General features: G+C 67.4%; 18 protein-coding genes. 8 read left to right on the forward strand and 10 right to left on the reverse strand.

The window, feature by feature from the left end; genetic code table 11:
* Positions 1-4: 4 nt before the first annotated feature.
* The 3 genes from ASG37_RS07100 to ASG37_RS07110 all read right to left on the reverse strand — a co-directional run bounded on the left by ASG37_RS07100 (position 5) and on the right by ASG37_RS07110 (position 4,022).
* Positions 5-1,117, reverse strand: coding sequence for an acyltransferase family protein (locus ASG37_RS07100; protein ID WP_156349061.1), 1,113 nt, complete (start codon positions 1,115-1,117; stop codon positions 5-7).
* Between the two features lie 451 nt (positions 1,118-1,568).
* The gene (locus ASG37_RS07105) at positions 1,569-2,855 is read right to left on the reverse strand and encodes a homoserine dehydrogenase (protein ID WP_055757630.1); all 1,287 of its coding nucleotides are present in this window, start codon (positions 2,853-2,855) and stop codon (positions 1,569-1,571) included.
* A gap of 213 nt (positions 2,856-3,068) precedes the next feature.
* Positions 3,069-4,022 carry an isopenicillin N synthase family dioxygenase gene (locus ASG37_RS07110; RefSeq protein WP_055758670.1) on the reverse strand — a complete coding sequence of 318 codons (954 nt, stop codon included), beginning with the start codon at positions 4,020-4,022 and terminating at the stop codon, positions 3,069-3,071.
* A gap of 116 nt (positions 4,023-4,138) precedes the next feature.
* On the opposite strand from ASG37_RS07110, the gene ASG37_RS07115 reads away from it, so the two are divergent.
* The 7 genes from ASG37_RS07115 to ASG37_RS07145 all read left to right on the forward strand — a co-directional run bounded on the left by ASG37_RS07115 (position 4,139) and on the right by ASG37_RS07145 (position 10,984).
* Positions 4,139-5,434, forward strand: a complete 1,296-nt coding sequence (locus tag ASG37_RS07115; protein ID WP_082448065.1) for a multidrug effflux MFS transporter — start codon at positions 4,139-4,141, stop codon at positions 5,432-5,434.
* Between the two features lie 123 nt (positions 5,435-5,557).
* Positions 5,558-5,899, forward strand: coding sequence for a hypothetical protein (locus ASG37_RS07120; protein WP_055757632.1), 342 nt, complete (start codon positions 5,558-5,560; stop codon positions 5,897-5,899).
* Positions 5,896-6,537 (forward strand): hypothetical protein, encoded by a 642-nt coding sequence (locus ASG37_RS07125; protein ID WP_055757634.1) that lies wholly within the window; start codon positions 5,896-5,898, stop codon positions 6,535-6,537. Before ASG37_RS07120 ends, ASG37_RS07125 begins: the two co-directional genes overlap by 4 nt.
* Complete coding sequence (locus tag ASG37_RS07130; protein WP_055758675.1) at positions 6,534-6,935, forward strand: acyl-CoA thioesterase; 402 nt, start codon at positions 6,534-6,536, stop codon at positions 6,933-6,935. Before ASG37_RS07125 ends, ASG37_RS07130 begins: the two co-directional genes overlap by 4 nt.
* A 227-nt stretch (positions 6,936-7,162) precedes the next feature.
* Positions 7,163-10,081: an isoleucine--tRNA ligase gene (gene ileS / locus ASG37_RS07135; RefSeq protein WP_055757635.1), complete on the forward strand. Its 2,919-nt coding sequence runs from the start codon at positions 7,163-7,165 to the stop codon at positions 10,079-10,081.
* On the forward strand, positions 10,078-10,590 hold the full coding sequence (gene lspA, locus ASG37_RS07140; protein ID WP_200909712.1) for a signal peptidase II: 513 nt from the start codon (positions 10,078-10,080) through the stop codon (positions 10,588-10,590). The genes ileS and lspA overlap by 4 nt, the downstream gene beginning before the upstream one ends.
* The gene (locus ASG37_RS07145) at positions 10,583-10,984 is read left to right on the forward strand and encodes a DUF3035 domain-containing protein (protein WP_055757637.1); all 402 of its coding nucleotides are present in this window, start codon (positions 10,583-10,585) and stop codon (positions 10,982-10,984) included. Before lspA ends, ASG37_RS07145 begins: the two co-directional genes overlap by 8 nt.
* Here ASG37_RS07145 and ASG37_RS07150 read toward each other — a convergent pair whose 3' ends face one another.
* A complete protein-coding gene (locus ASG37_RS07150) occupies positions 10,985-12,595 on the reverse strand; it encodes a glycoside hydrolase 43 family protein (protein WP_082448067.1) in 1,611 nt (536 codons plus the stop codon).
* Between the two features lie 69 nt (positions 12,596-12,664).
* Between ASG37_RS07150 and ASG37_RS07155 the strand changes: the two genes are divergently transcribed.
* Positions 12,665-14,872 carry a hypothetical protein gene (locus tag ASG37_RS07155; protein ID WP_055757639.1) on the forward strand — a complete coding sequence of 736 codons (2,208 nt, stop codon included), beginning with the start codon at positions 12,665-12,667 and terminating at the stop codon, positions 14,870-14,872.
* 178 nt (positions 14,873-15,050) lie between these two features.
* On the opposite strand, the gene ASG37_RS07160 is transcribed toward ASG37_RS07155, so the two are convergent.
* The 6 genes from ASG37_RS07160 to ASG37_RS07185 all read right to left on the reverse strand — a co-directional run bounded on the left by ASG37_RS07160 (position 15,051) and on the right by ASG37_RS07185 (position 22,150).
* On the reverse strand, positions 15,051-16,214 hold the full coding sequence (locus ASG37_RS07160) for a murein hydrolase activator EnvC family protein (RefSeq protein WP_082448071.1): 1,164 nt from the start codon (positions 16,212-16,214) through the stop codon (positions 15,051-15,053).
* On the reverse strand, positions 16,211-16,633 hold the full coding sequence (locus ASG37_RS07165) for a 23S rRNA (pseudouridine(1915)-N(3))-methyltransferase RlmH (RefSeq protein ID WP_055757641.1): 423 nt from the start codon (positions 16,631-16,633) through the stop codon (positions 16,211-16,213). The genes ASG37_RS07160 and ASG37_RS07165 overlap by 4 nt, the downstream gene beginning before the upstream one ends.
* Before the next feature lie 13 nt (positions 16,634-16,646).
* The gene (gene rsfS / locus ASG37_RS07170) at positions 16,647-17,000 is read right to left on the reverse strand and encodes a ribosome silencing factor (RefSeq protein ID WP_055757643.1); all 354 of its coding nucleotides are present in this window, start codon (positions 16,998-17,000) and stop codon (positions 16,647-16,649) included.
* A gap of 47 nt (positions 17,001-17,047) precedes the next feature.
* The gene (locus ASG37_RS07175; protein WP_055757645.1) at positions 17,048-17,665 is read right to left on the reverse strand and encodes a nicotinate-nucleotide adenylyltransferase; all 618 of its coding nucleotides are present in this window, start codon (positions 17,663-17,665) and stop codon (positions 17,048-17,050) included.
* Entirely contained in the window at positions 17,662-18,921 is a 1,260-nt protein-coding gene (locus tag ASG37_RS07180) for a glutamate-5-semialdehyde dehydrogenase (protein ID WP_055757647.1), read from the reverse strand. The genes ASG37_RS07175 and ASG37_RS07180 overlap by 4 nt, the downstream gene beginning before the upstream one ends.
* Before the next feature lie 112 nt (positions 18,922-19,033).
* Positions 19,034-22,150, reverse strand: coding sequence for a TonB-dependent receptor domain-containing protein (locus ASG37_RS07185; protein WP_162233456.1), 3,117 nt, complete (start codon positions 22,148-22,150; stop codon positions 19,034-19,036).
* Positions 22,151-22,299: the final 149 nt, after the last annotated feature.

The following is a 22,299-nucleotide window of genomic DNA, read 5'->3' on the forward strand; positions in this document are numbered from 1 at the left end:
GGCATCAGGGCGCGACGGTCATCGGTGCCGCCAGCGGGCGGCCGCGCAGCCGGAGCGTCAGCGGATATTCGACGAAGCGCCACACCAGCCAGCCGGCAACCGCGCATCCCGCGCATGCCAGCAGTGTTACTGGATAGATCAGTACGTCGCGACCCCCAACAAGCGATGCCGTTGCTGTGGCGAGCGCGCCCAGGAAGAAACTGTGCGTCAGATAAATGGCATAAGATGCGTTGCCGAGCGCTAGTGCCGAACGTTCGAATGTCGGCGCGGCACCCGGTGTTGGCCGAACCAACGTTACGACGGCCAGCGCGGCAGTGATCGCGATCATCTGCATGCCTGGAAACAACTTCATCGCGGCAACCAGAACCAGCGCCAGCGCAACGCTGCCGGACAGTGGAGCGGAAACGACCGGCAACCGGAGTTCCAGATTCTGCCGGATCAACGAAATCGCCATTCCGATCGCGAAGTACAGCAGAACCGGTCGGGTGTAGAAATAGGCAAATACCGACAATCCGAACGCTTGCTGCGGCGCGTTAATCCACGAACCTGCCGCCGCCAATGCCAGTAACGTCAGGAAGACAAATGGAAGTCCCCGCCGAACGCCGAGTACCATGCCGATCGCGAACAGCGCGTAGAAAAAAATCTCATATTCCAAAGTCCAGCCTAGCCCATAGACCGGTTGAATCAGGCCGTCGGCTTTACGGTACGGAATAAACAACAAAGAGTGGATCCATTCCGCAACCGCCGGAAACTGAAAGCTCGAATTCGTACTGAAACCCAACGTGGCATAAGCGAACAGTACGTTCAGAACGGTGGTAAGATAGTAGAGCGGCGCGATACGGGTAAAGCGATCACGAGCGAATCGCCAGCCTGCGGCCGTCCGATCTGTACCTGCCGCCTTGCGCAACAGGATATGCACCATGATGAAACCGCTGATCGCGAAGAAAGTCAAAACACCCGTCTGACCTAATTGTCGCATGAGGTCGGGTAGTACCGACAGCGGCACATCACGTCGCTCATAGCGTGCCAGCAGATGCTCGACGACGACCCCGCAGGCAGCGATACCACGAAGAAATTGCAACGGTGCGATGACATCCGATCTTCCGCGTTCGCTCACGTTTCACCAGCCCCATTGTATGCAGCCCCCATTCGCCGCGTGTCCCACACATAGCGAGTGATAGCCGGAAGCGCCTGACAAATTCCTGGGTGAAGACGCTACATACGCATAGCGCTGGCATAGCCAGGGCGGACATTCCGCTGCCACGAGGCTGTCCTACAGCGCAGGGTGCGGGATAGGCTTCGGGGATCATGCCCGATCCGCTCGCCCGTTCTCATAACTTCGGCTTTGTTGTGCGGTCCGCCCTCCGCAAATGGTGCTGTCCGCGACGATGGGAGAAGCCATGCCGATCGTTGCGATTCAGTCGCAACAACTGCGCTGTTAGTGTAAACTTTGTAAACTTTGGACCCGCCACGGGCAAAGCCCGTGGCGTCGGTCGGCGCTGCCAGCGCCGCCGGCCGGGCGCGCCTTGAGGCTCGGCGTAGCGTTGCTACCCCTTGCCCGGCGCGCCTTACAGCACGTGCATCCACATCGGCTGGCCGATCACGCTCGGCGATCCGCCCAGCTTGTCGAGTGCCTGCGCGACGCAACGTTCCGGCCCTTCATGCGTCACGATCGCGACCAGCACGTCGCCGCCGGGATTGGCCCCGCGCTGGATCAGGCTTTCGATCGACACGCCGGCATCGCGCATCGCCGCCGCGATCTCGGCCAGCACGCCGACCTTGTCCGCCACGGTCAGGCGGACATAGGCGCGGCCGCGTCGTTCGCCCGGCGCTTCGGGGCTGGGGGCGGTGAGGTCAGCGGCGGGCATGGCGTAGGGTACGCCATATTCGCCGCGCGCGATGTCGATCAGGTCGGCGACCACCGCGCTCGCGGTCGGGCCATCGCCCGCCCCGCGCCCCTGGAAGAACAGGCGGCCGACGAAATTGCCCTCGGCCACCACCGCGTTCAGTGAGCCCGTCACATGCGCCAGCGGATGGTCGAGCGGCACCAGATGCGGATGCACCCGCTGGAACTGCCCGCGCGGCCCCGCCTCGGCCATGCCCACCAGCCGGATGCGATAGCCGAGCGCCGCCGCCTCGGCGATGTCGGCGGCCAGCACATGGCGGATGCCGGTGATCGCCACCTCGTCGAACGCCGGGCGCGTGCCGAACGCGACGCTGGCGAGGATCGACAGCTTGTGCGCGGCATCGACCCCGTCGATGTCGAAGCTGGGGTCGGCCTCGGCGAAGCCCAGCGCCTGCGCCTCGGCCAGCACCCCGGCGAAGTCGCGGCCCTCGGCCTCCATCTTCGACAGGATGAAATTGCAGGTGCCGTTGAGGATGCCGTACACCTGCGACAGCTCGTTGGCGGCGGCCCCCTCGCGCAGCCCCTTGATGACCGGCACGCCGCCCGCCACCGCCGCCTCGAACTTCAGCGCGACGCCACGGGCCTCGGCGGCCTCAGCCAGTTCGAGGCCGTGATGCGCGATCATTGCCTTGTTCGCGGTGACGAAGCCCTTGCCCGCCGCCAGCGCCGATCGCGCCAGCGTCAGCGCGGGGCCGTCCGACCCGCCGATCAGCTCGACCACCACATCGGCATCGCCGGTCGTCACCAGCGCGGCGGTATCGTCGACCCATTGGTAGCGCGACAGATCGACGCCGCGATCCCGGCTGCGGTCGCGTGCCGATACCGCGACGATCTCGATCCTTCGCCCGGCACGCCGCGCGATCAGGTCGCCATTGGTTTCGATCAGCCGAATGACACCCGCACCCACGGTTCCAAGACCGGCGATGGCGATGCGGAGCGGTTCGGTCATAACTTCCTCTTATTACAGACGTAACAAAATTGCGGCCGGAGCATTGCCCCGGCCGGTTTCGTGTCTCTAGTCGCTGGGGAAGCGGAGGGGAAGGGCGTTCCCCGCCGACCTTCGTCATCCCTGCGCAGGCGGGGATCCCTATACGCTGACGCTCATGCAGGAGGCGAAAGGACAGCGGCTATGGATTCCCGCCTGCGCGGGAATGACGAATGCTTACTTCTTGATAAGCCCGATCTCGACCAGCCGTTCGTACAGATAGTCGTGCGCGGTGATCGGCTCGGGATAACGGTCGGGGTTCGTCTCCGACACGCAGCCCGGCAGCGTCTCGATCAGGAAGTCTGGTGCCGGGTGCAGGAAGAACGGCATCGAATAGCGCGAATGGCCGCGCCGCTCGGCCGGCGGATTGACCACACGGTGGGTGGTGGAGGGGAGCACATGGTTGGTCAGCCGCTGGAGCATGTCGCCGACGTTCACCACCATCGCGCCCGGCGGCGGGGCGACCGGCAGCCAGCGCCCGTCGCGGTCGAGCAGTTCGAGCCCAGCTTCCTCGGCCCCCAGCAACAGGGTGATGAGGTTGATGTCCTCGTGCGCCCCGGCCCGCACCTCGGGCGCATCCGCCGCGACCGGCGGATAATGAAGCAGGCGCAGCACCGAATTGCCGTCCCTCACCGCCGTATCGAACCAGTCGGGTGCCAGTTCGAGATAGCGGGCGATGGCGGACAGCAACCGGTCGCCGGCGGCATCGAGCGCGGCGAACAGGTCGAGGAACGCCTCGCGGAATCCTTCCGGCCGTGTCGGCCAGACGTTGGCGGGCATGACATCGCCATAGCGATGCCCGGCGGCCAGTTCGCGCCCGACGTGCCAAAATTCCTTCAGGTCGACATGGCTCGCCCCCTTGGCGATCTCGGTCTTGAACGGGGTATAGCCGCGCGCACCACCGCCGCCCTCGACGAAATAGCCGCGCTTCTCGTCTTCGGGCAGGTCGAAGAACGCCTTGGTCATCGCCCATGCGCGATCGATCACGTGGCTGTCGACGCCATGATCGGATACCATGGCGAAACCGAAGCGTTGGAACGACTGCCCGAACGCCTGTGCGAAACCATCGGGGTCCGCTTCGGCCTGCGCCATCGAGACGAGCGGAACTTCTGCAAGCGGCGTGTCGACCATATCCATTCCCAAACACACGGAATTCACAAGCGATGACGATAGACCGTGGCGAGGGCCGCGAACAGGCCCATCCTTTGCGTGACGCGGACGACGACATCCGTCATGGGGATATTGCTATGCTCGATCGCCGTGATACCGCCCCGCTCGCCCGTCCCGATACCGGCGTCGACGCCGCCGCCGACCTGGCGTCCGCGCAACCGACCGCATCGGCCGACCGCGCGCCGTTGCCGTTCGGGGAATTCGTCACGCTGATTGCCGCGCTGATGGCGCTGACCGCGCTCGGCATCGATTCGATGCTGCCGGCACTACCCGCGATCGGCGAGGCGCTCGGCGTCGCCGAACCGAACAGCCGCCAGTTCGTCGTCACCGCGTTCCTGCTCGGCTTCTCGGTCGCGCAGCTCGCCTATGGCCCGCTCGCCGATCGCTATGGCCGGCGGCCGGTGCTGATCTTCGCGCTGGTCGCCAGTGCGCTGACCAATCTGGTCGCGGCGGTCGCCGGCAGCTTCACGCTGCTGCTGCTCGCGCGCTTTGCCTCGGGTGCGGCGGTGGCGGGCGCGCGGGTGGTGACGGTGGCGCTGGTGCGCGACTGTTATTCGGGTCGGGCGATGGCGCGGGTGATGAGCCTTGCCTTCATCTTCTTCATGGCCGCCCCCGTCCTCGCCCCGTCGTTCGGGCAGGCGGTGCTGGCCTTCGGATCATGGCGCTGGATCTTCGGCGGAATCACCATCGTCACCGTGGTGATTTTCGCATGGTTCGTCGCGCGCATGCCCGAAACGCTGGCGGTCGGCGACCGTCATTCGCTCGATCTCCGGCGCATCGTGCAAGGCTATGGCATCGTCCTGCGCGATCGCTACGCGGTCGGCTATACGGTTGCCGCAGCACTCCTGTCGGGCGGGCTGTTCGGGTTCGTCGGGTCGATCCAGCAGATCATGGAGGTGACGTTCCGCGCGCCGCAGCTCCTCACCATCGTCTTTGCCTGCGTCGCGGGGACGATGGCGGCGGGATCTTTCTTCAATTCGCGGATCGTCATGCGCTTCGGCACGCGGCTGATTTCGCACGCCGCGCTCACCGGCCTCGTCGTGGTCGCAGGCGTCCATCTGGCGGTGACGCTGCTGGGGGTCGAATCGCTGGCCAGCTTCATCGTGTTGCAGGCGATCATGATGGCCTGTTTCGGGCTTGCCACCTCCAACTTCTCGGCGATGGCGATGGAGAATATGGGGTCGATCGCCGGCACCGCCTCGTCGTTGCAGGGGTTCGTCTCGATGCTCGTCGGCGCGCTGCTGGGCGCGGCGATCGGCCAGTCGTTCGACGGGACGACCGTGCCGCTGTACGGCGGGTTCCTGATCCTCGGGCTGATCGCGCTCGTCGTCGTCCATCGCACCGAACACGGCCGCCTGTTCCAGCGTGGTTGATGGCTGATCCTGCCAAGCAGGAGCGGGCCGGTGCCGTGTCCGCGTGAGCGGATCATGTGCTAGGAACCGCAGCCCCGATCGGCGGGTTTGATCCTGTTCAACGACCTTTCAAGGAGTCAGGCGATGGGCGGTCATCAGGTGAACGGACAGGGCACGGGCGACGACGGCTATGACGAGGACGGCTATGACGAAAGCCAGCGCGCCGAAATCCTCGAAGCCACGCGCGATGGCCCCAGCGACGGCACGATTCTGACCGACCTCGAACCCGATCTCGGACTATCCGATGACGAGGATGAGGACGAGCTAGAAATGGCGGACGACGACCTTGCCGAAGAGGATGACGACGTGACCGTCACCGGCAAGGGCAACCAGACCGAGGACGAGTTGCAGGAGGATTTCGACGAGGACAATCTCGCCGAGGACGACGACCTCGACGATGCCGATCGCGACGCGATCGAGCCGTGAGACTGCTGCCCGGGGTCGCCGCCGCGCTGTTGCTGAGCGCATGCGGCGGCGGTGACGATAGGGGCGACAATGGCGCGGCGGCGGACAATGCCGCATCGGCCGAGCCGGCTCCGGTCGCCGGTGCGCCGACGCCGCTGACCCCCTCGACGCCGTTGCCGGCGGGGGATGGCATCCCCGGCGTCTCCGCGCCGCCACCGGCCGAGGCGCCGGGGCCGGCACCGTCGCCTGATCTGCCGGTCCAGCCCGAAGCCGGTGCCGATGCGGCGGTCACGGTGCTGCGCGACTATTTCGCCGCGCTGTCGGGCAGACGCTATGCCGAGGCGTATCGGTTGTGGAACGGGCGCGGCGAGGCAGCGGGGATGAGCGCGCGGGCGTTCGCCGACAGCTTCGCAAAATATGCCGAGTATCGCGCGACGATCGGCACCCCCGGCCGGATCGATGCCGGCGCGGGGCAGCGCTACATCAACATTCCGGTGCGCGTGACCGGCCGGCTGCGCGACGGAACGCCGGTGGTCCTCGAAGGGCCGGTGACGCTGCATCGTACCGGCGACATCGATGGCGCGACCGCCGAGCAACGATCGTGGCGGATTTCGGCCAGCGCGCTCAAGCCGCGACCGACAGGCGCCGCCGCGCGGTGAGCCCGACGCCGCGCTTCTCGCTGTCGATCACTGCCGGGCCGGAAGCGATCGACGAACTGGGCCATGTCAACAACGCGGTCTGGGTCCGCTGGATTCAGGACGTGGCGGTCGCGCACTGGTGCGCGGTCGCCACGCCCGAACAGCAGGCGGCGTATCTGTGGGTCGTGACCCGGCACGAGATCGACTATCGCGGCAACGTCAGCGTCGGCGAGACGGTGCTTGGCGAGACGTGGATTCCTGAAGGACCGCGTGGTGCCCGCTTCGACCGGATGATGCGCTTTACCGGGGCCGACGGGCGGGTGAAGGTCGACGCTAAAACGACATGGGCGCTGATCGACCGGGCCAGCGGCCGCTTGCTGCGGGTGCCCGCGGAAGTGGCGGCGCGGTTCGTCGAGTAGAAGAAGCCTGGTTCGCGCAGAGGCGCGGAGGCGCAGAGGTGTTGCGCGCGCGGCAGCGCTCTTTCCTTTCCATACCGTCGGGATGAGAAGGCGGCAGTTGCCGCCGGGCGGCCCCCCTACGCGCCTCTGCGCCTCCGCGCGAACAAACCCTTCTTCCCGCCATCCGCCCCCCCAAGAGATTCCGTCCTAGGCGCACGCGCTCGCATCGGCTAATCGCGCACATTCCTATGACTGACACGCCCGATACCGCACGCGACTGGCGCGACACCGTCTTCCTGCCGAAGACCGACTTTCCGATGAAGGCGGGGCTTGCCGCCAAGGAGCCGGCGATTCTCGATCGCTGGGCGAAGATCGGCCTGTACGATCGCCTCCGCGCCGAACGTGCCGGGCGCGAGCGCTTCCTGCTGCACGACGGCCCACCCTACGCCAATGGCGACATCCACATGGGCCACGCGATGAACAAGGTGCTCAAGGACATCGTCGTCCGCACCCAGTCGCTGATGGGCAAGGATGCGCCGTATATCCCCGGCTGGGACTGTCACGGCCTGCCGATCGAATGGAAGATCGAGGAAGCGTATCGCGCCAAGAAGCGCAACAAGGACGAGGTGCCCGCCGCCGAATTCCGCGCCGAATGCCGCGCCTATGCCGCCAAATGGGTCGATGTGCAGAAGGCGCAGTTCCAGCGGCTGGGCGTGATGGGCGACTGGGCCGATCCGTACCTCACCATGAAGTTCGACGCCGAGGCAACGATCGCCGAGGAACTGCTCAAGTTCGCGATGAGCGGGCAACTCTATCGCGGGGCCAAGCCGGTGATGTGGTCGCCGGTCGAAAAGACCGCGCTCGCCGAGGCCGAGGTCGAATATGAGGACGTCGTGTCGACGCAGATCGACGTGGCGTTCCAGATCGATAGCGCGCCCAACGCCCCAGAGTTGGAAGGGGCGTATGCGGTAATCTGGACGACGACGCCGTGGACGATCCCGGTGAACCAAGCCTTGGCCTATGCGCCGGAGGTCGAGTATGTCGCCTATCTCGCAACAGAGATGAACGCTGTTCCGGCGACCGAGCGTGGTTCACCCGATACACCAGTTGATAACTCAGAAAAAACGCTGCTCGTGGCAGTTGATTTGCTGGAAGCATTCCAGCGGCGGACGGGTCAATTTGTAGCTAATGCCGAACCCATCTGGCGCGGCAAAGGCTCGCAACTCGCCGGAGCCACCGCCCGCCACCCGATGCACGCACTCGGCGGCTTCTTCGCGCGTCCGCGCCCGTTCCTGCCCGGCGACTTCGTCACCACCGATGCCGGCACCGGTCTCGTCCATATGGCGCCCGATCACGGCGAGGACGATTTCGAGCTGTGCAAGGCGAACGGCATCGATCCCGTCTTCGCGGTGCAGGGCGACGGCAGCTACCGCGCCGACTGGGCATGGCTCGGCGGCCAAGGCAGCGTCATCAACAAGAAGTTTACCGCCAGCGACGGTCCGATCTGTTCGGACCTGCGCGCTGCCGGCGCGCTGCTCGCCGCGTCGGACGATTTCGCGCACAGCTATCCGCATAGCTGGCGATCGAAGGCGAAGGTCATCTTCCGCGCGACGCCGCAATGGTTCATCCCGATGGACCGCAGCGCGAACGTCGACGCGCTGGCGATCGCCGCCGCTGCGATGCCCGCGACCGATCCGCTGCTGGGGCTGACCAACCTTACCCCGCTGCCCATCGGCAACGGTCCGACGCTGCGTGAACTGGCGCTCGACGCGATCGAGCACACCCGCTTCGTGCCGGAGAAGGGCCGCAACCGCATCGGCGCGATGGTGTCGGGCCGCCCTGACTGGGTCATCAGCCGCCAGCGCGCATGGGGCGTGCCGATCGCGCTGTACGTGAACCGCGAAACCGGCGACTATCTGCGCGACGAGGCCGTCAACGAGCGCATCCTCGCCGCCTTCCGCGAATCGGGTGCGGACGCATGGTATGCCGCCGATCATCAGGCGTTGCTCGGCCCCGACCATGATCTGGCCGATTATGAGGTCGTCACCGACATCCTCGACGTGTGGTTCGATTCGGGCTGCACCCATGTGTTCACGATCGAGGCGCGCTTCGGCAAGGGCACTCGCGCCGACCTGTATCTCGAAGGGTCGGACCAGCATCGCGGCTGGTTCCAGTCGTCGCTGCTCGAAGGGTGCGGCACGCGGGGGCATGCGCCGTACAAGGCGGTGCTGACCCATGGCTTCGCGCTCGACGGCAACGGCCGCAAGATGTCGAAGAGTCTGGGCAACGTCGTCGATCCGCTGAAGGTGATCGGCGAGTCGGGTGCGGACATCCTGCGCCTGTGGGTCGCGCAGACCGATTATTTCGAGGATGTGCGCATCGGCAAGGAAGTGCTCGCCGGGACCGGCGATGCCTATCGCAAGCTGCGCAACACCTTCCGCTATCTGCTGGGCGCGCTCGACGGCTTCGACGAGGCCGAGCGGGTTGCGGTGGCCGACATGCCGGGGCTGGAACGCTATGTCCTGCACCTGCTCGGCCAGCTCGACACCGAACTGCGCGCTGCGGCCGAAGCCTATGAGTTCAACCGCTATGCCCGCGCGCTGATCGATTTCGCCAACGACGACATGTCGGCGTTCTTCTTCGATATTCGCAAGGATTCGCTGTATTGCGATGCGGCGGACGATCCCAAGCGGCGCGCCTATCGCACCGTGCTCGACACGCTGTTCCACGCGCTGGTGCGCTACGCCGCGCCAATCCTCGCCTTCACCGCCGAGGAAGTGTGGCAGGCGCGCTTCCCCAGCGAGGACGGGTCGGTTCATCTGCTCGAATGGCCCGAGCTGCCGCACCTGCCCGCCGACCTGCCGCTCGGCACCGAATGGGCCGAGGTGCGCGCGCTGCGCCAGCAGGCGACCGAGGCGATCGAACCGCTGCGCCGCGCCAAGACGGTACGCTCCAGCCTCGAAGCCGAGGTGGTCGTGCCGGCGTTGCCGCTGCCGTCTGACGAACTGGCCGAACTGTTCATCGTGGCGAAAGTCACGCAGGGCGATGACGATGCGATCGGGGTCGAGCGGACCGGCTATGCCAAGTGCGGGCGGTGCTGGCGGCATCTGCCCGATGTGGTCGAGGACGGCGCGCTGTGCGGTCGCTGCGAAAAGGTGGTGGCATGATCCGCGCGCGCAAGGTCGCCGTCGTGCTGGCGGTCGCCGTGCTGGCGATCGACCAGCTCGTCAAATATCTCGTCACCGGACCGCTGGGGATCGATTATCCGGGGGCCGAGCGCGAGTTGCTGCCGATTTTTACCCTCCGCTTCGTCCAGAATTTTGGCGTGTCGCTCGGGCTGTTGCAGGCCGGCAGCGAGACGGCGCGCTGGGCATTGGTGGCGATGACCGCCGCGATCGCCACCGGCGTTGCGGTGTGGATGCGGCGCGAGACCGGCCGTGCGGAGCTGACCGCGCTGGGGCTGGTGCTGGGCGGGGCGCTCGGCAACATCATCGATCGGGCACGGTTCGGCTATGTCGTTGACTATGCCGATCTGCATTTCGGCGGGTTCAGCCCGTTTCTGGTATTCAACATCGCCGACGCGGCGATTACGATCGGCGTCATCATCCTGCTCGCCCGGGCATTGTTTGCCAAGGATGCGAAGCGCGACGTTCCTGTGGAGAAGGCCAATGCGTAACCTTATCGTCGTCAGCAGCCTCGGCCTGCTCCTTGCCGCCTGTCAGGGCGGTGGCCTCAACCGCGCGCGTCCCGACGAGTTCGCCGTCGCGCGGCAGGCGCCGCTGGTGATCCCGCCCGATTATTCGCTCGTCCCCCCGCAGCCGGGCGCGCCGCGTCCGCAGGATACGTCGGCCTCGACCCAGGCGATGCAGACGCTGTTCGGCGGCCCGGCCCCGCGCAGCGCGACCGAGCGGCTGACGCTGGAACAGGCGGGCAATGCGCAGGCCGATGCCGGCATCCGCTCGGGCGTCGCCGATCCGGGCACCAACGTCGTCGACAAGGGTGCCACCACCCGCGACATCGTCGCCGCACCGCAGGGCGATGGTCAGGCCGCGCGGACGACCACGCCCTAATCAGCCGGAACTGCCGAGCGCCTCGGTTGGATCGACTCGTACCCAGTCGATATCGACCGAGCCGCCCGTTGCCTGCGCATCGCGGGTAAAGGTGAACAGCCCCGGCCGGCTGCCGCGCCACCACGAGAAACGCGCGAGCGGGATCGCGCCGCCCAGCGCGGTGAAGCGGCGGCCATCGATGCTGTAGGCATAGCGCACCTGCTGATCGGAGCCGACCGCCGCGCGCAGCAGCAACGGCCGGGCGGGCACCACCACGCCGGGTGTCTCGACGCCCTCGATCGCCAGCGTGATCCGCGTCAGGCCGCCGTCCTTCACCAGCCCGATCCAGCTCGGCCGCACCCCGAACAGCGTCAGCCCGGCGCGTTGCCCGTCGCGCATCGCATGGGGATCGATCCGCACCGTCGTCCGCATCGCCGGGCCGGTCAGCATCTGCGTCAACGTGCCCCGCGCACCGACCAGATGCTCGGCATGGCCCGCCGTCAGCCGCAGCCAGCCGGGACGCTGCGTCAGGCTCCAACGGCGATCGTCGGGATTGTGGTTCCATTGCCATTGCAGCCCCAGCCGGGGCGTATCGAACCCGTCGCTGGTCTGCGGCGTCCAGCGCGGTTGCCCGGCGACCGGCAGGCGGTGGCCCGCGACCGGCTGGCCCGAGGTCCTGCCCGGTATCGGATTGCCGATCACCGGCCAGCCGTCCGGCCCCCACGCCACCGGTTGCAGATGGGTGATCCGCCCGAACGCGCCGGTGCTGTTGAAATGGACGAACCAGCCCTTGCCGTCGGGTGTCTCCACCCAGCCGCCCTGATGCGGTCCCTGCACGTTCGTGTTGCCGGGTTCGAGGACGACGCGGTGGTCGTACGGCCCCTCGATCGATCGCGAACGCAACACGACCTGCGATCCCGTCTCGACCCCGCCGATCGGTGCCCAGATCTGATACCAGCCGTCGCGCTTGTAGAGCTTCGGTCCTTCCAGCACCGGCAGCGCCGTCTTGTCCTCGACGATCACCTTGCCCGCGTCGAGCACCCCCGTCCCGTCGGGGCGCATGCGGTGGAGGATCAGCGGCCCCGCCCCCACGCGCGAATGGACCAGCCACGCGCTGCCGTCGTCGTCCCAGAAGGGGCAGGGGTCCTCCAGCCCCTTTTGCGCGATGACGTGGACCGGCGCGCTCCACGGCCCGGCGGGGTTCGTGGCGCTGGCCATGAACACCCCTTCGTCGGGGGTCGCCCAATAGACATAGTATTTTCCGGCATGATGGCGGATCGACGGTGCCCAGACCCCGCCGGCATAGCGCGTGCCGCCGACCGGCTTGGAAATCCGGTCGGTCAGCGTGTGCGGCCCCGGCATGTCATATTCGGGCGCGAAGGGCAGGCGCGGCAGGACATGGCCGATGATTCGCCAATGCACCAGATCGCGCGAGTGGAGGACCGGGATGCCGGGCGACAGATGGAAGCTGGACGACACCAGATAATAGTCGCGACCGACGCGGATGACGTCCGGATCGGAATAGTCGGCGAACAGCACCGGATTGGCATAATTGGCATAGTCGCCGCTCGGCGCAGCCCCGGCCAGTGCCATCCATGCGAGCGCCACGCCCGCCATCGCCCCGTATCGCATCGGCCATCCTCTCTTGTGCCAGCGGTAGCAATAGGACATTCGGAGCGAAAATACACCGGGAGAGGTGCTATGCGACTCATTCGATCCGCTGCATTGGCGGCAATTCTGCTGGCGACCGGCGCGGCGGCCGCGCCACCGATCGATCGTGCCGCGCTGGTGGCGCGTCATGCGGTGCGGCTGACCGCGATCGATCCATGGACGCCGGTGATGCTGGGCAACGGCTCGCTTGGCTTCACCGCCGATGTCACGGGGCTTCAGACCTATCCGCAAGCCTATGCCAAGCCGGTGCCGTTGCTGACGATGGCGCAATGGGCGTGGCACCGTACGCCCAATCCCAAGGGCTATCGCCCGGCTGACGGGATGGTCGGCGTACCGGTGCCGGGGCGCGGCGTGCAGCCCTATGCCTATATCGCCGACTTCGCCGAGGTCGCGAAACGGCCGGCGCTTGGCTGGCTGCGCGAGAACCCGCACCGCTTCGCGCTCGGGCGGCTGTCGCTGCGCCTCGCCACGCGCGACGGACGGCAGGCGCCGGTCAGCGCGCTGACCGCGATCGACCAGCGGCTCGATCTGTGGACGGGAACGCTTACCAGCCGTTTCATGTTCGACGGGGCGGTGGTGCGCGTGGAGACGCGGGTCGATCCGGCGCGCGACATCGTCGCGGTGCGGATTCGTTCGCCGCTGGTCGCCAGCGGGCGGATCGCGCTCGACACACGCTATCCGGGTGTCGGCACCAGCCTGAACCCCGATCCGCAGGACTGGGGGCATGACGACGCCCACCGGACCGAGGTGATCGAACAGGCACCCGGCATGGTCCGGCTGCGGCGGACGATCGACGCCACCCGCTATCAGGCGAGCCTGCAAGTCGCCGGCGGCACCGTGACGCGAATCGGACCGCATGGCTTTCGCGCGGCGGCACCGGGGCAGGGCGAACTGATCGCGCAGGCGGGGTTCGAGGCGCAGGAGCGACCGCTTCCCCGGCTCGACGCCACCGCGACCGCACGGGCGGTCGCCGACCACTGGCGGCGCTATTGGCAGCGTGGCGGGGTAATCGACTTTTCGGGCAGCACCGACCCGCGTGCCGGCGAACTCGAACGGCGTGTCGTGCTGTCGCAATATCTCGCCGCGATCAATTCGGCGGGCACGTTCTTGCCGCAGGAGGACGGGCTGTTCAGCAATAGCTGGAACGGCAAATTCCATCTGGAGATGCACGCCTGGCACGCGGCGCATTTCGCCGCATGGGGCCGCCCGGCGCTGCTGGAGCGCAGCATGGGCTGGTATCTCGCGCATCTGCCCCAGGCGGAGGCACGGGCGCGGAGCCACGGAGTCGAGGGGGCATGGTGGCCGAAGATGACCGGCCCCGACGGCGAGGAAAGCCCGAGCCCGATCAACCCGTTCATCATGTGGCAGCAGCCGCATCCGATCTATCTGGCGGAGATGCTCTATCGCGCCGGGGGCGGGCGGGCGGCGCTGGAACGCTATGGCGCGCTGGTCGATCGCACCGCCGCGCTGCTCGCGAGCTGGCCACGGCGGGTCGGCGACCGGCTGGTGCTGGGGCCGCCGATCGTGCCGGTGCAGGAAAATCACCCGCCGCTCGCCACCACCGATCCGACGTTCGAGATCGCCTATTTCCGCTGGGGGCTGGAAACCGCGCAGGCGTGGCGGGTGCGGCGGGGCCTTGCCCGGCGGGCGGACTGGGACCGGGCGATCGCCGCGCTGCCGTCGTTGCCGCAGGCGGACGGGCGCTACCTGCCGGTCGCGACCGCGCCGGGCTTCTGGCGCGCGGCGGCGAGTGCGGCGTGCAGCGGCCATGCGACGGGGCCGGACTGCCTCAACCGCGACCATCCCTCGTTCCTGATGGCGCATGGGCTGATCGGCGGCGGTGGGGTCGACCAGCAAGTGATGCGCGCGACGCTCGCGGGGGTGCGCGACCATTGGGACCTGCGCCAGACATGGGGCTGGGACTATCCGATGATCGCGATGACTGCCGCGCGGCTGGGCGACCGGGCGGGGGCGGTCGACTGGCTGTTCAGTCCGCAGGCGAACAACCGGTGGGGGCCGACCGGGCTGACCCCGCGCGTTGAGCTGGCACCGGGCGAGCAGGGGCCGGACGGCAGCGACACGAAGCGGGTGGCGGCGTTGTATGTCCCGTCGAACGGATCGCTGCTGCTGGCGGTGGGGATGATGGCGGCAGGCTGGGACGGATCGGTCGGCCCGACGCCGGGCTTCCCGAAGCAAGGCTGGCGGGTGCGGGTGGAGGGAGTGCGGCCGCTGCCGTAAGGCGGGTCGACCCTTCGACGAAACGTCCGGCTTCTCCCCTCCCTGGAAGGAAGGGGGCGGGGGTGGGTCGGCCGGTTGTGGAAAACGTACGTCCCCTCACGGACCTACCCACCCCCAGCCCTCCCTTGTCAGGGAGGGGAGCAAGAGTTCTGGCGTTCCGGCTGAGTGTCGATCGGTCCTAAAGCATCGCCGCGAGGTCGACCGGCACGCCCTGCCGGCGCAGTTCGATCGTCACTTGCGGCAGGTCGCCCGCGCCGGCGCGGCCGATCGGGGTGCCGGCGACCACCCGCCCGCCGACCGGGCCGACGCTGGCCGACAGGCCGGTGACGAGCGTGGTCCACCCATTGCCATGGTCGAGGATCACGATCCGGCCATAGCCGCGAAACCGCCCGCTATACGCGATCTTGCCGGGCGCGGGGGCAACGACGTCCGACCCAGGGGCGACCGTAAAGGTGAGGCCCCGCGCGCGCACCCCGCTGTCGCTCACCTCGCCGAACCCCGTCGCCAGCCGGCCGCCATCGCCGAGCGGCAGGCGATAGGCATGGGCGAAGGCGGGCGGCATGTCGTCCGCGCCGGGGCGGGGCAGCGGGCCGGACAGCGCGCGGAGCCCGGCCTCGGTATCGCGCGCATTGTCGAGCGACTGCAACTGGTCGACGATGTCGCGTGCCTGTTCACCGAGCGCGATCGCCCGGTCCGATTCGACCATCGCCCCGCGCGCGAGTTGCCGCGACCGCGCCCGCTGCGCCGCTTCGGCCTGCACCAGCGCCAGCCGCTGCGCCTCCAGCGCGCGGTTGCTCTGCGCCAATGCGGCAAGCGCGATCCCGGCCTGATCGCGCAGCCGGGCCGCCTGCGCGACATCGGCGCGCAGCGTGGCGGTGCGTTGCCGCATCACCGGCACGACGGTGCCGAGGACGGCACGGACATGGACCAGATCGTCGGTCGACCCCGGCTGGGCGAGTGCCATCCATGCCGGACGGCTGGCGAGCGATTGCAGCGCGCCGACCAGCCGCGCGATCGGTCCGCGCCGGTCGCCCAGCGCCGACTGTCGACGGGCGAGCAACTCGCCGATCAGCGCGACCCGCGCCTGTGCCGCCTGTCGATCCGCCTCGGCCGCCGCGATGCGCGCGCCGATCGCCGCCTGCGCTGCGCGGGTGCGCTGCGCGGCGGTGCGGGCGGAGGCGGCGGCGGTTTCCAATGCCCTGGCGCGAGTCGCGGCGGCACCGGCCGCGCTTCGGGCGGTGCGCAGCCGCGCCTGCCCCGCCGCGACGGGATCATCCTGCGCCCATGCCGCAGCCCCGCCCAGCGTCGCGAGCAGCACCGCAAGGGCGATCCGGCGTCTCATCCCTCGCGGTGATAGGGGTGGCCGGCGAGGATGCTCGTCGCGCGCCACAATTGTTCGGCGAGCATCGCCCGCGCCATCAGATGCGGCCACGTCGCCCGCCCGAAGGCGAGCAGCAGGTCGGCCTGCCCCCGCGCCGCATCGTCGAACCCGTCGGCGGCACCCAGCAGGAACCGCGTTTCGCGCACGCCATCGTCACGCCAGCGGCCGAGCTGGGTCGCGAACGCCATCGACGGCAGGTCGCGGCCTTTCTCGTCGAGCAGGACGATTCGCGCCGCCCCCTCGACCGGCGGCATCTTGCCGCCGGTGTCGGGCAGTTCGGTGATCTTCACCGGCCAGTTCACCCGCTTGAGATAGCGGTCGATCAGTTCGGCTTCGGGACTGCGCCCGATCCGCCCGCGCGCGACGATATGCAGCAGCACGGGCGGGCGGGGGTCAGGCGTGCGCGGTCGGGTTGAGCGTGTCGCCGAACGCCCACATCCGTTCCAGATTGTAGAAGGTGCGCACTTCGGGACGGAACAGGTGAACGATCACGTCGCCGGTATCGATCAGCACCCAGTCGGCGGTCGGCAGGCCTTCGATGCGCGACGGACGGCCGAATTCGGCCTTCACCCGCTCGGCCAGCTTCTGCGCCATCGAGGCGACCTGCCGGCTCGACCGGCCGCTGGCGATGACCATGTAATCGGCGATGCTCGACTTGCCGGCGAGCGGGATCGACACCGTTTCCACCGCCTGATCGTCGTCAAGGCTGGCCAGCACCATGCGGTGCAGCGCCTCGGTTTCGTTCATGCCGGCGTCGGTCGTGTCAGGGGAGGTGGGCAAGGGGATTGTCGCTTTCAGATGCCTGTGCGCCGGACGTTGCGGGCACCATCGCCCACGCGGTGCCAGGCGGGATCGGCGGCGCGAATCGCGGTCGCCGAAGTCGGATCGGGGCGGAAGCGCAAACGGACCAGTGCCGGCAAACTCCACATCGTCCATCGTCTCGCCTGGCCTGCGGGCCGCGCATGGCGCCGCAACCAGCCCATCGCAGGACTAGCGAGGGCCTGCCCCTCATAGCCCGGACGCGCGATCACCGCAATCGCCACCGTCCGGGCAATCCTGCGCCAGTCGCGCCAGCGGTGGAACTGCGCCAGATTGTCCGCACCCATCAGCCAGACGAAGTCATGCTGCGGGTACAGCCGCACCATTTTGCGCAACGTATCGGCGGTATAGCGCGTGCCGAGCCGCGTCTCGATCGCCATCGGCCGGATCGGGGCGTGCCGCGCGATCCGCTGTGCCGAGCGCAGCCGGGCGGCGAGCGGGGCCATGCCCTCCACCGGTTTCAGCGGATTGCCGGGCGACACCAGCCACCAAACCTCGTCTAGTTCGAGCGCATGTTTGGCGGCAAGCGAGATGCCGCGGTGCCCGCGATGCGCCGGATTGAACGATCCGCCGAGCAGGCCGATGCGGCTCATGGCCGGATCTGGCCGGTCCCGCGCACCACCCATTTATACGTCGTCAGCCCTTCCAAGGCGACCGGCCCGCGCGCGTGCAGCCGCCCGGTGGCGATGCCGATCTCGGCCCCCAGCCCGAATTCGCCGCCATCGGCGAACTGGGTCGATGCGTTCCACATCACGATCGCCGAATCGACCCGGGCGATAAAACGTTCGGCGGTCGCGGCATCGCCGGTGATGATCGCGTCGGTGTGGTGCGAGCCGTGCGCCGCGATATGCGCGATCGCCGCGTCCACGCCATCGACCAGCTTCACCGACAGGATCGCATCGAGATATTCGGTGTTCCAGTCGTCGTCGTTCGCTTCGAGAATATCGGGATGGAGCGCGCGGATGTCGGCATCGCCGCGCAACTCGCACCCGGCGTCGAGCAGCCTGGTCAGGATCGGCAGCGGATCGGCGAACGCCCGGTCGATCAGCAGCGTCTCCGTCGACCCGCACACTCCGGTACGGCGCAGCTTCGCATTGACGACAATATCGCGCGCCATCACCGGATCGGCGGCGCGATCGACATAGCTGTGGTTCAGCCCGTCGAGATGCGCCAGCACGGGAACGCGCGCCTCCGCCTGCACCCGCGCGACGAGGTTCTTGCCGCCGCGCGGCACGATCAGGTCGATCAACCCTTCGGCGCGCAGCATTTCGCCCACCGCCGCCCGGTCGGTCGTCTGCACCAGTTGCACCGCCCCTTCGGGCAGACCGCCGGCGGTCAGGCCGCGTTCGATCGCGGCATGGATCGCCCGGTTGCTGCGGATCGCCTCGCTCCCGCCGCGCAGGATCGCGGCATTGCCGGCCATCACCGCCAGCACGGCGGCATCGGCGGTGACGTTCGGCCGGCTTTCGTAGATGATGCCGATCACGCCGATCGGCACGCGCACCCGGGTGAGCACGAGGCCGTTGGGCCGTTCGCTGCGATCGATCACCGCGCCGACCGGATCGGGCAACCCCGCCACTGCCTCGACGCCGGCGGCCATCGCCTCCAGCCGCGCGGGGTCGAGCCGCAGGCGATCGAGCATCGCGCCCGACAAGCCGTTTGCCTCAGCGGCGGCAACGTCCTGTGCGTTGGCGGCGAGGATCGCGTCGCGGTCGTCGCGGATCGCGGCGGCGGCGTGGTGGAGCGCGGCGGCCTTGGTGGCGGTCGGCAGCGTGGCGAGCGTTGGCGCGACCGAGCGCGCTATGGCAGCCATCGTCGCAAATTCCGTCGCCAAATCCCGATCGTCCATGTCCGCCGTCTCCCGATACGTGACACGCTCGTTCGGCCGGGATCGGCAAGCCGTCAAATGAAAAGGGGCCGCCGAAGCCGGCGACCCCTTTCGATATTGGACGATACGGACTTCAGAACGAGAAGCGCGTGCCGCCGTAGAAGGTACGTCCCTGCACCCCGTAGATGCCGCTGCCGGCACCGGTCCCGGTGAGGCCATAGGGCGGAAGCGTGTCGAGCATGTTGTCGACGCCGAAGTAGAAGCGGAACTTGTCGTTCGCGCGCAGGCCGATCTGGATGTCGTGGGTGAACTGATCCGGATAGTCCTTGAACGGGAACGCATCGAGGTTGGTCGGACCACGGCCCTGATGGGTGTGCTGGACTTCCCACGACGTGATCGCCTGCGATCCGGTCCAGTTCAGATCATAGCTGACGTCGAACGCGCTGGTCGCCGCGCTCAGGTTGAACCGCCCGCGCCATTCGGGATCGCCCAGCACGCCGTTCACGCGCAACGACTGGTCCGGTGCGGTGATGTAGATGAACTGTTCGCGTTCATCCAGCCAGCTCACGATAGCGCGTGCGACCACCGTCAGGTCGCCGATCTTGCGACGATAGGACAGGTCGACGTCGATACCCGAGGTCTTGAGGGCGGCATAGTTGAACGGCTGGTTCAGGAACGACGGACCGACGCGGCCAAGGTTCACCGGCGTAGCGACCCCCTGGAACACACGGTCGGCCTGGCCGGCGAGCGTGCCGTTGGTCAGCGGATTGGTGGTCGTGCGACGGAAGGTCGCGGCGCAGAACGGGTTGTCGATACCGACCGGGTCGTCATAGCAACGATCGATGATCGCCTGACCGCTCAGCCCGGAGATCACGTTCTTCACTTCGATGTCGTAATAATCGACGGTGAGCGCGAGACCCGGCAGGAACCGCGGCTCGAACACCGCGCCCAGCGTGAAGCTGTTGCTGGTTTCGGGCGACAGGTTCAGGTTGCCCTGGTTGAAGCCGGACAGGCCGCTGCCTGCGGTATTCTCCCACGGCACGGTCACGGTCTGACCATTGTCCTGCGTGTAGGTGATCTGCGTCGGCACCCCGGCTGCGGCGCAGTTGCGCGCACGGTTGGGGTTCACGCCACGCTGGCTGACGCCGCACGGATCGACGAAACCGTTGGCGAAGGTTTCCGACCGGGTAGCGTACAGATCGCCCAGGTTCGGCGCGCGAACGGCGCGGGCGTAGGTCAGGCGTACGCGGACGTCGCGAACCGGGGCAAAGATACCACCGACGTTATAGGCCCAGACACCTTTGTCCGCCGTCGAATACTTCGAATAACGCCCGGCGCCTTCGATCGTCAGTTCGTGGATGAACTGGTCCTTGAGCAGCGGAACGCGAAGTTCGCCGAAGCCTTCGTACACTTCGACCGCCTTGGGATCGAACGCCGAGATCGAGTTCAGGAACGTCGCACCCGACTGGGTGAAATCGTCATAGTCCGAGAAAGCGTCTTCACGACGATATTCGCCACCGAGCGAGAAGCCGATGTTGCCACCCGGCAGGGTGAAAAGACCGCTCGTATCGCCGGAGATGAAGCCGACCGCATTGATCTGTTCCGCCCACTGCTTGCGCGACGAGGTGAACAGAACATAGTCGAGCGCGGCCTGCGACGACTGACCGATGCCGAACAGGTTGAGCGGAACGCAACCCGGCATGTCGTTGGTGGTGACGGTGTCGTTGTTGACCGCGCAGACGATCTGGCCCGAAGCGTTGCGGACGGCACGGCTGGCCGCGTTGAACTTCGCGACGTCGACGTTGCCGCCGGTTTCGTAATAGGTATCGGTGCGGCCGTAGTTGCCGGAGATTTCGTAGGTGAGGTTGCCGGTGGTGCTGAGCGAACCGCGCAGGCCGGCGACCACGCGATAGGTGTCGCGGGTGTGGTCTTCGGCGCGAGTGCCGATGTCGTTATTGAAGCGGTTCAGCGTGAACGACGTCGCGCCGGGGGCGAGGATGCTGCGCAACGTCGCGACATTTTCCGCCGACAGATACGGGTTGTCGAGGAAGAAGACGTTGGTCAGCAGGCTGCCGTTGAACGTCGGCTGGGTCGACGTCTGGTTCGCGGTGACGTGAACATACTTAGCCTCGACGAACGCCTGTACGGCCGGCGAGAATTCATAGTTGAACAGCAGATTGGTGTTGATGCGGTCCAGCCCGGGCAAGAGCATCGCGCCTTCCAAGCCGGTCGCCGTCTGTCCGCCATAGATGCTGCCGCCGATCGGACGGTTGTCGATGTCGAAGCGGTTGCGCACGAGCACGCCCGCGCCGTTGAACAGATAAACGTCCGACAATTCGGCACCGGTGCCGGGACCGAAGGCCGCCGCCGGGTTCGCAGGGTTCGGAGCAAGTGCCCCGCGACCGCCGCTGCAGACCAGCCCCCGCCGGGTTGCGTTGGCGGCGGTGTTCGCCGGGCAGCTCGTCAGGACGGTGCCGCCGATCGAACGGTTCGAGAAGCGCGAACCGGGACGCGCGAAGAACGTCGTGTCCGAAATGCCGTCGCTGCCGTTGGGCAGACCCACTTCGTCGAGCGTGTATTCGGACGTGCCGAAAGTCGGCGTGCCCGAATAGGCACCGGTCTGATAGTCACGGTCGGTGAAATAGACGGGTTGCGAGCGGGCGTATTCGGCCGAGATCGCGATGTTGCCGCGATTGTCGTTGAAGTTCTTGCCGCCGACGATCGACGCGATGTACGAGCCGCGATCGCCGCGATCGGTCACGCCTGCCTGCACCCGCGCATCAAGACCTTCGAAATCGCGCTTCAGCACGAAGTTGACGACACCCGCGATCGCGTCCGAACCGTACACAGCCGACTGGCCGCCGGTCAGAACGTCGACGCGCTCGAGCAGGGCGTTCGGGATCGTGTTGATGTCGACTTCGTACGAGCCGGGCGACGAGGTGACGTGGCGGCGGTTGTTGACCAGCACCAGCGTGCGTTCGGTGCCGAGGCCGCGCAGATCGAGATAGTTGACGCCGGCGGTGCCGATGAACCGGGTCGAGTTCGCCTGGCTGAAGGTCGAGCGCAGCGCGGGCAACTGGTTGAGCGCGTCACCGAGCGACGTATCGGCGGTGTTGGTCAGCAGTTCGGCCGATACCGACGTCACCGGCGATGCCGAATCAAGGTTCGGACGCGCGATGCGCGACCCGGTGACGGTAATGACCTCGTCCGGGTTTTCGGTACGACATTCCGGGCGGACGTCGTTCGGCACGCAATCCCGCGAAGGCTCGCTGGCAAACTGAACGCGTTCCCCGCCCGTGTTCAAGGTCGAGGTCTGCGCAAAAGCGGCATGCGGCAGCAATGCCGCGCTGGCGAGCGCGGACGCGCTCAGCAAGCGGTAAAAATTCATGATGGTGTGCC

This window comes from Sphingomonas sp. Leaf407 (assembly GCF_001425385.1).
Taxonomy (GTDB): Bacteria; Pseudomonadota; Alphaproteobacteria; order Sphingomonadales; family Sphingomonadaceae; genus Sphingomonas.

What these genes read in the sequence shown, in the direction of transcription:
- ileS (WP_055757635.1), top strand. Translation starts at nt 7,163, where the DNA reads ATGACTGACACGCCCGATACCGCACGCGACTGGCGCGACACCGTCTTC.
- ASG37_RS07105 (WP_055757630.1), bottom strand. Translation starts at nt 2,855, where the DNA reads ATGACCGAACCGCTCCGCATCGCCATCGCCGGTCTTGGAACCGTGGGT.
- ASG37_RS07145 (WP_055757637.1), top strand. Translation starts at nt 10,583, where the DNA reads ATGCGTAACCTTATCGTCGTCAGCAGCCTCGGCCTGCTCCTTGCCGCC.
- ASG37_RS07160 (WP_082448071.1), bottom strand. Translation starts at nt 16,214, where the DNA reads ATGAGACGCCGGATCGCCCTTGCGGTGCTGCTCGCGACGCTGGGCGGG.
- ASG37_RS07150 (WP_082448067.1), bottom strand. Translation starts at nt 12,595, where the DNA reads ATGCGATACGGGGCGATGGCGGGCGTGGCGCTCGCATGGATGGCACTG.
- ASG37_RS07120 (WP_055757632.1), top strand. Translation starts at nt 5,558, where the DNA reads ATGGGCGGTCATCAGGTGAACGGACAGGGCACGGGCGACGACGGCTAT.
- ASG37_RS07175 (WP_055757645.1), bottom strand. Translation starts at nt 17,665, where the DNA reads ATGAGCCGCATCGGCCTGCTCGGCGGATCGTTCAATCCGGCGCATCGC.
- lspA (WP_200909712.1), top strand. Translation starts at nt 10,078, where the DNA reads ATGATCCGCGCGCGCAAGGTCGCCGTCGTGCTGGCGGTCGCCGTGCTG.
- ASG37_RS07180 (WP_055757647.1), bottom strand. Translation starts at nt 18,921, where the DNA reads ATGGACGATCGGGATTTGGCGACGGAATTTGCGACGATGGCTGCCATA.
- ASG37_RS07110 (WP_055758670.1), bottom strand. Translation starts at nt 4,022, where the DNA reads ATGGTCGACACGCCGCTTGCAGAAGTTCCGCTCGTCTCGATGGCGCAG.
- rsfS (WP_055757643.1), bottom strand. Translation starts at nt 17,000, where the DNA reads ATGAACGAAACCGAGGCGCTGCACCGCATGGTGCTGGCCAGCCTTGAC.
- ASG37_RS07115 (WP_082448065.1), top strand. Translation starts at nt 4,139, where the DNA reads ATGCTCGATCGCCGTGATACCGCCCCGCTCGCCCGTCCCGATACCGGC.
- ASG37_RS07155 (WP_055757639.1), top strand. Translation starts at nt 12,665, where the DNA reads ATGCGACTCATTCGATCCGCTGCATTGGCGGCAATTCTGCTGGCGACC.